Origin of the sequence: Metabacillus halosaccharovorans, from assembly GCF_002019635.1 — a bacterium.
Classification (GTDB): Bacteria; Bacillota; Bacilli; order Bacillales; family Bacillaceae; genus Metabacillus; species Metabacillus halosaccharovorans.
Window position 1 is genome coordinate 814,209 of sequence record NZ_KV917371.1, and the last position, 13,700, is coordinate 827,908.

Here is a 13,700-nt window from a genome sequence, read left to right on the forward strand (position 1 = left end):
TATGGGCAAAGAACGCTCTCGCTATTGGAAATTTTATCCGTTTCAATTTTAATATTAATCGCCGATATAAATAGAAAGTCAATAAAAGGGGGAAGAGGATGAAACATGTCCTTGCGTTTAAAAGTATAAGAGCAAAGCTAATGGCATCATTTTTATTTATTACATTATTGGTATTTGGCTTTGGGGTATATTTAATTTCTTCAATCGGAACGATGGGAGATCACACGAAAAAACTGGCTGAGGAAGATATCCCATTGCTTTCTTCGGATTTCAGCTTATTAGGTATCCTAACCCAGCAACAAAGTGAACTTAGAGGCTATTTGTTGACAGGGGAAGAGGAATATAAAGAAATTTATTTCGGATTAAAAGAACCGAGCCTCTCTATTCAAGCAGAATTAGTGAAAGTATCAGATTCGCCGGCGATCGATGATGTTGCAGCACAAACAGAAAATGTCTACAAGATCATCGAAGAGGAATTCTTCCCAGCCTATGAACAAGGTAATATAGAGGAAGCCAAGCAATTACTAAACAATGAAATCGAACCGGTATTAGTCAATACCGTTGAACAGATGACTGAAATAGCGTTAGCAAGAAGTGAAAAAAGCAAGAAAAATGGTGAAGAAGCCTCAAAACAAGCAGAATTGACTTCTACAACCGCCATTGGATTTGGTTTTCTTTTATTAATCATCGTAATTCTTGTGTCTATTCTTATTTCAAGAAATATCGCAAAACCTATTAATCAACTAAAAATGCGCATGGATGATATCGCAAGCGGAGACTTAAGTCATGAACCACTGACCACAACGTCCCAAGATCAAATTGGTATGCTTGTACAAGCTTCGAACGATGTAAATGAACACCTAAGAGATATGCTACAGAAAATCGGTGAAGTATCTGATTCATTATCAACTCAAAGTGGAAATTTAACTCATATTTCAAAAGAAGTGAATGAAAGCAGCAACCAAGTCGCGACTACCATGCAGGAACTCGCAAAAGGTTCGGAAACCCAAGCAGGCATCAGTCAGGAAGTCTTAGCTTCCATGACGAGTTTTTCTAATAAAATTAAGGAAGCAAATAGCCGTGGTGAATCTGTTTTTTCATCCTCACAACAAGTCACGGGATTAACGACAGAAGGCAGCAAATTAATGACATCCTCCATTACACAAATGGAGCTTATCGATAGCATTGTAAAAGAGGCGGTCCAAAAAGTAATGGGCTTAGATAAAAAATCTCAAGAAATTTCCAAGCTTGTTGCCGTTATCAAAGCGATTGCAGAGCAAACTAATTTATTAGCTTTAAACGCAGCCATTGAAGCAGCACGTGCGGGTGAGCAAGGGAAAGGCTTTGCAGTTGTTGCCGATGAGGTACGGAAATTAGCTGAACAAGTATCGATTTCTGTTACTGATATCACTCAAATCGTTACGATGATCCAACAAGAAACAGAGTCTGTCACACAATCTCTTCAAAACGGATATAAAGAAGTTGAAAAAGGGAAGGAACAAATCATCACAACTGGTCACACGTTCGAACAAATTGATACTTCACTTTCAGAAGTAGCGGTAGGAGTAAAATTCATCTCTGAAAATCTGGGAGACCTTGCGGAAAACAGTGATATTATTAATCAATCTATTGAAGAAATAGCATCTGTATCTGAGCAATCAGCCGCAGGAATAGAAGAAACAGCAGCATCTGCTGACCAATCAAACCATTCCATGAAACAAGTCTCAACAAGCGCAACAAGCCTATCACACCTAGCCAATGACCTAAAAGTATTAATGCAGAGATTTAAATTGTAGGAATAGAGGCTGGTCCGGGGGGACAGGTTCCTCGTCCCAACATTCTGGGTCAAGGAACCTGTCCCTCTGTCCCTTCTAAGCCTAAAGACTTAGAGCGAAATACAGCCACAGATTCTTCATTCAATTGCCTGGATTCTTGATAATAGGATTTGGGTTACTTGAGGGGAGGAATTTACGGTGGATGAAAAAAAGATTTATATTTTACTTACTGACACTGGAACATTGTTTACTAGACTTATCAAATTATATACAAAAAAATCGTTCAATCATGCATCCATTTCTTTTGACCGTTCTTTATCAGAAGTATACAGTTTTGGAAGAAAAACACCTTCAAACCCCTTCATTGGCGGCTTTGTGAAAGAAAATATAGAATCGCATTTTTTCAATCTAGCAACATGTCGGGTATACAGCTGTACAGTCTCTACTATTCAATATGAAGAAATGAAATGCTTCATACAAAAAATAAATGACGAAAAGTCCCTGTACCGTTATAACCTGCTAGGCTTATTTGCCATTCTATTAAACAAACAACTAAATAGAAAATATGCTTTTTTCTGTTCACAATTTGTTGCAACTGTCCTGCAAGAGTGTGAATGTGTTCATTTCTCTAAACCCCTTTCACTTATAACACCACAGGACCTCATTAAAGGAAACGATTTTCATCTTGTTTATGAGGGGAAACTTAGGAACTATCGTGAGTTGGAACAGAGGGACAGGTCTCTTGTCCCACATGGGACAAGGGACCTGTCCCCCCGTTCCTCACTCAGTATCTAATATATTTTTCAGGAAACCGTCCTGTCCGGTTTGGGTAAATAATAAGTCAAAGCCGAAATACGATAGAAGCCCCATCACAACTGCCCAGAAAACAACACTAACTGTGATCCAAAAGAAGATTTGTTTTCTTGTGCCTCCAAAGCTCATTGCTAAAATAACACCAAGATGGCTACCGATCAAAAATGGCGCAACAAATGTTAATCCAGGCAAACCGTACTTTTTCCAAATTGATTCTGCTCGCTTCTGCTTTTTGTCTGATACTTCTTTGCCTTTCTTTTCCTTACGTCTTTGTAACCACTCTTTTACTCGGTCCATTAATAAGATGAGTAACCAAAGGGTCAGAATATTCCCCAATAACGCAAGAATGGCCACAGGAAGTGCCGGCAGTCCTGCTGCAACTCCGATTGGAATTACCCCGACTACCTCAAAAAATGGTGTCGCCCCTAACAAAAAAATAATGACATACGCTAAAATAATACTCACGAATTCTTTTCCTCCTTCAATATCACTAACTGATGTAGATCTTAATTCAAAATAAATGGATACTCAGGTTATTATGTAATACGATTATCCTTAGCAAAAGTTCCCAACCTCATTATATTGAAGCAATGCATTTTCTTTTTCTCTAGGAATGGCTTAAAATAAAAGGAAGGTATTGAATTTCAAAAATTCAGCATAAGGGGGAAAAGTAATGAAATTCAAATTCCAGGAATCATATGAACTTAAACAATTCTTTGAAAACAATATTCAAAATTTTGAAGAGAGATTATTGGCGGAAGCAGTCAATGTAACAGATAAGATTGATGAAATCCTGGCAATTGGTAACATTGATCTCGTTAATAATGCGAAAAAGCTTGTTACGTATATCGTTGACGGCAAGGAAAAAGAGTTGCAACTCTTTGCAAAACAAGAAGGCATCGCCTGGTCTACACATTCCATTGATTTAACATTTAAACTTGAATGGATTCAAGCAATCCGCAGGACTGTGTGGTATTTTATCGAAAAGTATAACGAATATACAAACGGGAAAATTGTAGCTGACTTTTTTACCCTTGAAAAGAAAATAAATAATCACATTGATGAATTTTTAAATAGCTTTTTTATTAGTTATTCTACATACAAAGATTCTTTGATCAAAGCACACAGAAAATTAGTAGAGAACCTTTCTGTCCCGATTATCCCGATTAATTCATCTGTTTGTATTCTACCTTTGATCGGGTCAATTGATGAATACCGGACAAATATTCTGGAAGAAAAGGTTTTAACTGAAATTGGCATATCACGTATTCAAACATTGATTATTGATTTATCAGGTATTGCAGATATGGAACCTAATGTTATTGAACATCTATTAAAAATCATCCATGGTGCTTCCATGATGGGCTGTAATTCCGTAATTACTGGATTGAGAAAAGAAGTTGTACGGAAAGTGATCCATCTCGGAGTTTCCTTTGACAACAGAACAGAAACTCTAGGAACTTTGCAGCAAGCTTTAACTAAATACTTGGTACTTTAATCCATCAAAAAAGTGTGGAAGCTACTCCTCCACACTTTCCTCTTCTTTATTATAAAATCTTAGCAAATCCCCATAAATAATTTTATCTGAAAAACTCAGCTCATGATGAGCCATGTCCTCGTAGACATCACACGTTCCTTCACGTTCAATCTCTTCACCTGATTCACGATCATAACACAAAGTTGAAACAGAAATATAATCCTCTGTGATAAAGCTTCCATTTCTTAATACAGCAAATGGAGTTCGCTCTGGTGAAAACAAATCCTGACCAAATTGAATCCTCTCAGTCGTATCAACCCCTAACAAATGTAAAAGAGTCGGCTTTACATCAATTTGACCTGAAATATCTGAAATCAATTCCGGATGCTGATTTGTAAGACCAGGTATATGAATGATAAATGGTACACGTTGAAGCTGAATCGTATCATATAGTGTAATCTCATCTTTTCCTAAAAATTGCGCTAATGCCTCATTATGATTTTCTGAAATTCCATAATGATCACCCATTAAGACGATAATTGAATTTTCATACAGGTTTTCTTCTTTTAATTTCTCAATAAATCGTTTTAATGCTTCATCCTGGTAGCGAACCGTTTGAAGATATCGGTTGAAGATCTCACTATTTGAATCATATTCATCAATAAACTTATCTTCTTCCTCAAGCTCAAAAGGAAAATGATTTGTCAGTGTAATCGAGTAGCTATAAAAAGGCTGTGGCAATGTTTTCATCAAATCAACCGTTTGCTCGAAGAACTCCTTATCCTTTAAGCCCCATCCAAATGAATTTTCAGGTGTGATGTCATAGCTTTCGATATCAAAAAATGTATCCACCTCAAAGGAATCATACACGATATCTCTGTTCCAAAAGGTCGCATTATTCGCATGAAATGTCGCGGAGTAATAGCCATAATCCTTTAAAATTTCAGGTGTTGCATTGTACTCATTTTCACTATTTGTAAAAAAGACAGAACCGCGTCCCAGCGGGTATAATGAATTCGCCACAATAAATTCCGAATCTGACGTTTTCCCCTGTTCTGTTTGGTGGTAAAAATTTTCAAAGTAATAACTTTCATTTAAAAAATCATTCAAAAATGGTGTAATCTCCTTGCCATTTAATGTTTCATTCAACACAAAGCTTTGTGTCGATTCTAATGAAACAAAAATCACATTACGATCTTTTGCAATTCCAAACATCTCTTCACTCGGCTTTTTTTCATTTGCATTCACATAGTTTTGAATTTCCACAAGCTCATCACTATCTGCCAGTGCTCTCTGTGCCGTTGTTGCTGATTGCACAATTCCATCATATATATGGAAATTAAAGATCCCAATGTTTTTCACTAAGATTTCTCTGTCAAATGAACGGGTTAAAAACTGCGGACGCTGTATTTCAGCTAATCCTACATTGAATATAAACACGACACAAACAACGAGAAAATATGATCTTCTTTCCTTAACCGTCACAGCACCGTCATCTTTATGTCTATTTTTTCTCGCTAACCAAATCAAAATAAGAATATCAACAAACATAAGGAAATAGCTCGGCTTCACGATTTCTTGAATACTACTATCAAGATCCCCCATATTACTTGATTGAAATAATACCGGGATGGTCAGAAAATCATTGTAAAAACTATAAAAACTCATATTCGAAATTAACAAAATCGTCCCAAGTGTACTAACAACGATTATGTATATATGTCTTATCCTCTGCTTCATAAATAAACCAAACCCAAAAACTAATAAAAAGAAGCTTAATGGATTAATTAAGAGAATAAAAGATTGCATCGCATTTTCTATTTTTAAATCAAAACCTGTTCGATACACAATATATGTCTTCACCCACATAAAAACTGTGGCCACACTCAAGAAAACATACTTGCTCCATAATTTTTCAGTCTGCATTGCTACCCCCGCTTAAACAAAACTATTCCTATAATAAAAATACCTCTCTCTCCCTATATTTTCAAGTGGGACGTAGGGACAGGTTCCTTGACCCACAATCAAATAAGGGTTGTTGGGCATTTTATGATCATCATAATCAACGTTTTCCCTTAGACTTACAATAAAAAACATCTAAACTACCTTTTCATAAATATCATTTCTTTGGTAATAATCCAACCTCCCGCTAAATACAAGATTCCATTCTACTTTTTTTAAAATCAGGATAAAAATACTGTTTTTATCAATCTTCTTAAACTTTACAATTCCTTAACGTCCAGTTTACATAGTGAACTTATAATTACGTAAGCATAAGGGCTATAGAACATATTCATAGGAGTTGATCGTTACATTTACTAGATTTAACATTCTTCATTAACCATTACCCACAATCACCGAAAATGAAGCAAATATTGGAGGAAACATTCATGAAATTAAACAAAAAAGTCGTTGGAATTACACTTGCAAGTACCTTAGCACTCGGTTCACTCGGTTTCTCTTCAGCTAACGAAAAAGTTGAAGCAAAAAAAGATTCTCAAAAGGCAAAAAACGTCATTGTCCTTGTGATGGATGGTGTTAGCTCCAGTACAACAACTCTTGCAAGATGGTATAAAGGACAACCGCTTGCAATGGATGAGATTTTAACTGGAGGCGTTCGTACATACTCAGCTGAGTCTGCAATTACTGACTCAGCACCGGCAGGAACAGCAATGGCAACAGGCAATAAATCAAATGATAAATTTGTGGGCGTACTCCCTGAAAAAGTGGCCAATCCCGGAGTCGATGCTGATTTAGCAGATAACCCTTACAAACCTGTTGCAAACGTATTAGAAGGTGCAAAAATAAGCGGAAAAGCAACAGGAATTATCTCAACATCTGAAATACAACACGCAACACCTGCTGCATTTTCTTCACATGCAGCACACAGAAGTGACTATGACAGCATTGCCGAGCAACAAGTATACCAGGATATGGATGTTGTCTTAGGCGGCGGTAAAAATTCTTTATTAGCTGAAAACCGTAAAGACGGTGAAAACCTGGTAGAGGTTATTGACAATAAAGGTTATGATCTTGTTGAAACACGTGATGAGCTATTAAACTCAAAATCAAGCAAGCTATGGGGATCATTCGCACCATCTGCACTTGCTTATGATATGGATCGTGAACAAACAAATCCAGATGAACCAACACTTGCTGAAATGACGAAAAAGGCCATTTCAACTCTTTCAAAAGATAAAGACGGATTCTTCTTATTTGTTGAAGGAAGCAAACCTGATTGGGCTGCACATGCAAATGATCCGATCGGAATGATCAGTGATACTCTTTCATTTGACGCAGCTGTAAAAGAAGCACTGGATTTTGCGAAAAAGAATAAGAATACGATGATTGTTGCCGTATCTGATCATGGAAACAGCGGAATTTCCATCGGAAACCAAAATACAAGCGGATCTTATCCTTCTATCCCTGTTTCTACTTATATTGATCCACTTAAAGAAGCAGAAATGACGCTGGAAGGTGCTTTAAAGCAACTAAAATCTGATAAATCAAATGTGTTGGAAGTTGCCGCATTATACGGAATTGACAATCCTACACAAGAAGAAACAAAAGCCATCCAAGAATCAAAAGATTTAGGTAAAACACTTGTACAATTACTTGCAAATCGTGCTAACATCGGCTTTACAACAGGCGGTCATACTGGTGAAGATTTATTCCTGTATTCATTTGGCCCTGGAAGCCCAACAGGATTGGTCGAGAATACAGAGATTGCCCATTCTGCTGCAAAAGCAATGGGATTTGACTTAAAGAAATTAGATAACCAAGTATTTGTAAATGCTGAAGCTGAATTCAAGAAAATCGGCGCCAAAGTAAAAGTAGATTCAGCTGATGCAACTAACCCTGTATTAGTTGTGACAAAAGGAAAAACAAACGCTCAATTCCCTGTTAATAAAAACGTGTTAATTATGAATGGAAAAGAAATTGATCTAGAAACTGTTACTGTTCAAAGTAATGGAGAATTCTATGTATCAAAAGAAGCGATTCAACTTGTGAAAAAAGGGAAATAATAATGTTGAAAACCTCATCCATACGATGGGGTTTTTTCATCTTTAATATTCTGGTTGTTTTGAGATACCGTTACAACTATCATTTTCATAATGGTTATTCAATCAAGGTTAAGATAATTTAAAAATGAAAACCCTATTAACTGTGTTAACATATGAATTAGGTATACATAATGACAAGCTAGAAGAAAATGATGAAAAATGGATAACGATCAACTTATAAAGGGAGTGCGTTCATAATGGTAGGAGTAGAAATTGATTTGGTTGTGACAGATAGTATAAAAGCATTGGAATTATACGAAAAGATATTTGAAATCGAACGTGTTGAGGTTTCAGATTTACCAAAAGGTACAAATGAAGCCGTTTTTACCCTTTACGGTGTACGCTTTCACATGTTGGATGAAAATCCGGAATTTCAATTGGTTGCACCAACCCAAGATGACCCTAAAACAATTTGGTTTAACGTCACTGTCCCTGATATCAAGGAAACATATACAAAGGCAATGAGTTTGGGATGTACGGAGATCCAACCGGTTACTGACCTACCTGATTACGGATTGTCAAATGCAATGTTTATGGACTCTTTTGGCTATGTATGGATGCTTCACCAAATTCATAAAGTAGTGAGTCATGAAGATCGTATACGAATTTGGCAGGAAAAAAGAGATAGTTGATTAAAATATTGGTTCTTTAGCTACAACCTAAACAAAGAACTCGCCAAGGCTAGTTCTTTGTTTTTTATATGCCAATATAAATGACATTTTGGCCTTCTTTCTTCTTACTTTCTAAATCTCCTAATAACCTCTATCACAATCCCAACAACAAGTAACACAACAGCCACCTTACTTGCTGTAACAATTGCAGGATGGTCACTTTGTTCCACCATAATCGCGATAAATGCCCATATAAAAACAAGGGAATAAGCAATGTCATGCTGTGTTAACGTAAAAACGACTCCCAGTATTGCACCGACAATCAGCATTATAATCGCCCACATTTGTTCATTTAAACCCCAAAATTGTTCAATACCATTCGCTTCAAAAATAACGAATACATTGACGATTGTGGCAACTGAGATCCAGCCAATATACACAGAAAAGGGAAACCTCATAAACCAAGTTGAATGAGGTAAATGTTGAATAATCTTATAGATGATGATCAGTGTAAGCAAAATCCCTAACATGATAAAAATTGATACATTAAAGTACTCGTATTGAAACACAATAACCCATAAGCTGTTAAGAATGGCATTTATAAAGAACCAAACACCAATTTTCCGATAGTTTTCCTTTTGCTCGTCATCTACAAAAAATTGACGAATGACCCATACGGTCAGCAGAAAATAAATCAATCCCCATATAGCAAACGCATATCCTGCAGGGGTAAAGAGTGTAAACACCTTGTCTGATACTTCTCCTGTTGTTTGACCACCAATTGGCAATGCATTCGCTAAGTAATTCACTGTTAAAACAGTTAGTAATCCAATTACATTTAAAATGGCATAAAACCTAAAACGATTCAACCGAGTTCCACCTTTCAAGGATGATTGGCTTCCTACCTTCTTGCTACTTCGATTATATTTAGGTTTTCCCCTTTACATACTAAGAAATATTTTTCAACTTTTCCGTTAATCGCAGGAATTCACTTTTGTTTTTATCTTGTAAGGATTGGTCAATTTTCTGTTGAATTTTCTTTTTTCGGAATTCTAGTAAAGCCTTTTCCAATACGATTTCAGCAGATATAGAATCTATAATTGTGACATCAGGCTGTTGTGAACGAAACAAATCCTTTTTCATAAAAAACAACTCCTTGATCTTTTTCTATTTATATTAACCAGATTTTATAATCCGAAACATTTAAGTGGGCTAAAGAGTTTGCAAGTTTACTAATCTCTGAAAAATTTCTTTTAATAACATGTTTAAACTTGCACACTTTGGGATATTATTTATATTATATGGATAGCTCTGATTTGGTTTTTACTAAAACCAAGTTAACCTACGTGTTTTACGATTGTGGGGCTAAATTTACTACTAGTTAGCCGTGAAAACCTCAAACTTCTATTTAACAATCAAAACTGGACATTGAGCATGCTTTGTAACCCGGTGACTTACACTTCCCAACAGCATTTCCTGAAAAGAATTAAGCCCTCTGCTTCCCATTACAATTAAATCGAATGGTTTTTCTTTAGCATATGTTAAAATAGTGTTGGCAGGATCTCCTCTTAAGATCTTAATAGCATATTTCACACCTGCGTTATTAGCTAGATTAACGGTTGCATGAAGTTTCTTTTCTCTGCTTTCTCTAATACCTGCTGAATCCCAACTTCTCAACACATCTTGTTTCGAGGTGTTTCCATCTACGACATAAATGACTTCAATTTCACTGTTTTCGCTCAGCTTGGCAATCTGAATTGCTTTCTCAGCAGCTCTAATTGAGTGGATGGATCCATCAGTTGGAAGTAAAATATGACGAAACATATAATCCCCTCTTTCATCCAGCATTATACATCTATTATATTGGTGCATTAGCAATAATTAAAGCGTTTACAATTCATTTTAATGAAAGTCCTAGCTTATATAGCGCAAAAAAAGAACACCAAAATAGATTTGATGTTCTTTTATATTCACATTCTTAATGATTTGTTACTTTACTAAGACCGCCCGGTTTATTATGAACAGATATTTTTTCTAAAAGCTTATTGCTTTCCGTATTTACACCAAGTAAATTAACTTTCACACCATTTTGATGGTATTTTAAAACGATTTTATCAATAGCACCAACTGCCGAATCATCCCACAAATGTGCGTTTGTTAAATCTAAGTCAACTTCTTTTACATCTTCTTTATAATCAAAGCTTTCCACAAAGTCAGTAACAGAAGCAAAGAATAGTTGACCCGTCACCCGGTATATCTTTTTATCAGATTGACCTGTAGATAATGTTGTAATCTTCACTTTAGATATTTTAGCCGCGAAGAAGATCGCACTTAAAATAATGCCGACAAGAACACCTTTAGATAAATCATGTGTCATAATCACCGTAATAACTGTCACTACCATAACTAATGTATCAGTTAAAGGTACCTTATGCAGAGTTTTTAATGCTGACCAATCAAATGTACCGATTGATACCATAATCATAACCCCTACAAGAGCAGCCATTGGAATTTGGACAAGAACGTCATTTAACAGCAGGATTAAAACCATCAAGAAAGCCCCGGCCACAAATGTTGATAAACGACCTCTACCACCTGATTTCACATTAATAACAGATTGGCCGATCATCGCGCATCCTGCCATACCACCAAAGAAACCTGAGACGATATTGGCAATTCCCTGTCCACGTGCTTCTTTGTTTTTGTCACTTCCTGTATCTGTCATATCATCGACAATTTGAGCTGTTAGTAAAGACTCAACTAACCCAACAATTGCAATTGATAAAGAATAAGGAAAAATGATTTGTAATGTTTCAAAATTTAAAGGAATATCAGGAAGTAAAAAGATTGGCAATGTTTGTGATAACTCACCCATATCCCCTACAGTCCTAACGTTACTTCCAGTCATAACCGCAATTAGACTAATCACAATGATCGCAACCAATGGAGATGGAACAGCCTTTGTGAAACGCGGCAGAATGTAAATAATCGCAAGCGCTCCAGCTACCATCGCAAACATCGGCCATGATTCACCTACAAAATGAGGTAATTGTGCTGTAAAAATTAGAATAGCTAGCGCATTTACAAAACCTGTCATAACAGAACGAGGCACAAATTTCATTAGCCTTCCTAACTTTAATACACCCATGATGATTTGAATAACTCCAGTCAAAATAGTGGCTGCAAGTAAATATTGCAAACCATAATCAGCAACTAATGTCGTCATCAACAAAGCTGTTGCACCTGTTGCAGCTGAAATCATTCCCGGACGTCCCCCAACAAATGCTATGGTCACAGCAATACAAAACGACGCATACAAACCAATCATAGGATCTACACCAGCAATAATTGAGAAAGCAATAGCCTCAGGAATTAGAGCTAGTGCCACCACAATACCTGCTAAAACATCGCCTTTAATATTTCCAAACCAAGAATATTTAATTGTACTTACATCCAAAAAAAATCCTCTCCCTTTTCATTTTTTTATATAAGTTAATGACTTTCAACTCTCATGAAAGTCGGGACCGTTGTTAACAAATTGCATTATAAACTATTTTGGATGGTTTGTGAAGTTTAATGTGGGTCGGGGGGACAGGTTCCTCGTCCCAAATAAAAAAACGGGACGAGGTACCTGTCCCTCTGTCCCGTTTTTCAATTGAAATTAATAAGAGCCATTAAATTGGCATATAATAAAAAAGACACAGATCGTGTCGGCATTTTTTTGTTTGGAAAGGGAGAACCAACCAAGTTGTTAAAAAAATTACGAACGCTTTCCAGTGCCGCCTATATCTCTTGTTACGTCTTTTCTTTCATCTTTTGTCACGTTTAGCACCTCTCTTTTTTTGTTAAGCATATCTTGTCCACGTTTAGGAGGCGATATACATGAACATGAGGAAAAAAAATAATGCCGATCATTCTAAAGTTGTGTATATGGGCTTTGGCGAAAATGACACAACAGACACAGAGGGTACACCGGAAGATGATGGGTTTGTATATGTAAAAGTAGGTTTCAAAAAGGAGAATTTTGAAAAGCTACAGTCCTATACGACCTATGCCAATGTGGAAGCTAAAATGGATAAAATAAATGTTGAGTATACCCCGGAAGATTTTATCAAGGGGGCAACCATGTATTTTATCGATTCTATGCTAGACAACATTGATGCTCATAAACCCAAAGAAATAACCAGGAAATTGTATGAATCTCTTCCAGAGTTTCTTCCCATTTTAAATGAAGCAGCAAAAAAACTAGGGAGTACGCCAAAGGAAAATGTTGAACCGCTTATTCTTTATCATGATGGGTTGATAAAAAATAACATCAAGAAAATAATGAAAGAACGAAAATTGACTCAGAAAGAACTTTCAGAAATAACAGGCATCGATAAAAGTAATTTATCCATTTATATGAATAATAAATCACAACCATCTATCGAATTCTTTCTTAGAATATGGCATGCCCTTGATTACCCTCCACTCAACGAAATATTATATAGAGAAAAATCTAGTGATGCTTAAGCATATCTTTTTTGGCATTAGAGTTGAAAATTTTTAACTTTTATTAAAAATTTTCAAAAAAGAGTCATAAGACATGCACCAAGCTCAATATCCTATATCATAACTGCCAAAGTTTATTCTAATCACGATTGGGAAGACAGGTCCACTTTTTCTGCGATGACAAAAAGACACTCGCATAAGGGTTGACGGTCTTAGCCTCTCATAAGGGAGGTGCAACTGATGGACATGAATACAGCAATGTTTATGATAGCATTAGTAACTTTAATCGTCCTATTAATTGAGAAAACAAAAGAGTAATTCACCCTGCTGTTGGCGACAGGGGTGAATTACTCTCAAGTATAAAACCTTATTACTGCGAATCGCAATTGAATAGATAACCGTAGTGTTGGCGCACTGCGGTTATTTTTCATTATATGTGTTAGTTAAATAATTATTCTTTTCACCTTTA

The 13,700-nt window shown here is 36.1% G+C and carries 12 protein-coding genes; 6 read left to right on the forward strand and 6 right to left on the reverse strand.

The features are described from left to right. Nucleotides 1-98 precede the first annotated feature (98 nt). Together BK577_RS03925 and BK577_RS03930 are read left to right on the forward strand one after the other, a co-directional pair. Complete coding sequence (locus BK577_RS03925; protein WP_078431717.1) at nucleotides 99-1,796, forward strand: methyl-accepting chemotaxis protein; 1,698 nt, start codon at nucleotides 99-101, stop codon at nucleotides 1,794-1,796. 177 nt (nucleotides 1,797-1,973) lie between these two features. Beyond that, nucleotides 1,974-2,570 (forward strand): hypothetical protein, encoded by a 597-nt coding sequence (locus BK577_RS03930; protein ID WP_180321202.1) that lies wholly within the window; start codon nucleotides 1,974-1,976, stop codon nucleotides 2,568-2,570. Here BK577_RS03930 and BK577_RS03935 read toward each other — a convergent pair. Continuing rightward, the gene (locus BK577_RS03935; protein WP_078431718.1) at nucleotides 2,556-3,053 is read right to left on the reverse strand and encodes a small multi-drug export protein; all 498 of its coding nucleotides are present in this window, start codon (nucleotides 3,051-3,053) and stop codon (nucleotides 2,556-2,558) included. The genes BK577_RS03930 and BK577_RS03935 overlap by 15 nt on opposite strands. Before the next feature lie 208 nt (nucleotides 3,054-3,261). Between BK577_RS03935 and BK577_RS03940 the strand changes: the two genes are divergently transcribed. Continuing rightward, nucleotides 3,262-4,086 (forward strand): STAS domain-containing protein, encoded by an 825-nt coding sequence (locus BK577_RS03940; RefSeq protein ID WP_078431719.1) that lies wholly within the window; start codon nucleotides 3,262-3,264, stop codon nucleotides 4,084-4,086. A 21-nt stretch (nucleotides 4,087-4,107) separates the two neighbouring features. Here BK577_RS03940 and BK577_RS03945 read toward each other — a convergent pair whose 3' ends face one another. Then, nucleotides 4,108-5,991 (reverse strand): LTA synthase family protein, encoded by a 1,884-nt coding sequence (locus BK577_RS03945; protein ID WP_078431720.1) that lies wholly within the window; start codon nucleotides 5,989-5,991, stop codon nucleotides 4,108-4,110. Between the two features lie 464 nt (nucleotides 5,992-6,455). Here BK577_RS03945 and BK577_RS03950 point away from each other — a divergent pair, with 464 nt between their 5' ends. Both BK577_RS03950 and BK577_RS03955 read left to right on the forward strand, forming a co-directional pair. Beyond that, nucleotides 6,456-8,090 carry an alkaline phosphatase gene (locus BK577_RS03950; RefSeq protein ID WP_078431721.1) on the forward strand — a complete coding sequence of 545 codons (1,635 nt, stop codon included), beginning with the start codon at nucleotides 6,456-6,458 and terminating at the stop codon, nucleotides 8,088-8,090. A 236-nt stretch (nucleotides 8,091-8,326) separates the two neighbouring features. Continuing rightward, complete coding sequence (locus BK577_RS03955) at nucleotides 8,327-8,761, forward strand: VOC family protein (protein WP_078431722.1); 435 nt, start codon at nucleotides 8,327-8,329, stop codon at nucleotides 8,759-8,761. 104 nt (nucleotides 8,762-8,865) lie between these two features. Here the strand turns inward: BK577_RS03955 and BK577_RS03960 are convergent, their stop codons facing one another. The 4 genes from BK577_RS03960 to BK577_RS03980 form a co-directional block, all read right to left on the reverse strand. Further along, nucleotides 8,866-9,609 carry a tryptophan-rich sensory protein gene (locus BK577_RS03960; RefSeq protein WP_078431723.1) on the reverse strand — a complete coding sequence of 248 codons (744 nt, stop codon included), beginning with the start codon at nucleotides 9,607-9,609 and terminating at the stop codon, nucleotides 8,866-8,868. 79 nt (nucleotides 9,610-9,688) lie between these two features. Further along, nucleotides 9,689-9,883, reverse strand: coding sequence for an IDEAL domain-containing protein (locus BK577_RS03965; RefSeq protein WP_078431724.1), 195 nt, complete (start codon nucleotides 9,881-9,883; stop codon nucleotides 9,689-9,691). 261 nt (nucleotides 9,884-10,144) lie between these two features. Beyond that, nucleotides 10,145-10,564: a universal stress protein gene (locus BK577_RS03970; RefSeq protein ID WP_078431725.1), complete on the reverse strand. Its 420-nt coding sequence runs from the start codon at nucleotides 10,562-10,564 to the stop codon at nucleotides 10,145-10,147. Nucleotides 10,565-10,718: 154 nt separating this feature from the next. Further along, nucleotides 10,719-12,197 carry a SulP family inorganic anion transporter gene (locus BK577_RS03980; protein ID WP_078431727.1) on the reverse strand — a complete coding sequence of 493 codons (1,479 nt, stop codon included), beginning with the start codon at nucleotides 12,195-12,197 and terminating at the stop codon, nucleotides 10,719-10,721. 431 nt (nucleotides 12,198-12,628) lie between these two features. On the opposite strand from BK577_RS03980, the gene BK577_RS03985 reads away from it, so the two are divergent. After that, entirely contained in the window at nucleotides 12,629-13,252 is a 624-nt protein-coding gene (locus tag BK577_RS03985) for a helix-turn-helix domain-containing protein (RefSeq protein ID WP_169908083.1), read from the forward strand. Nucleotides 13,253-13,700 lie beyond the last annotated feature (448 nt).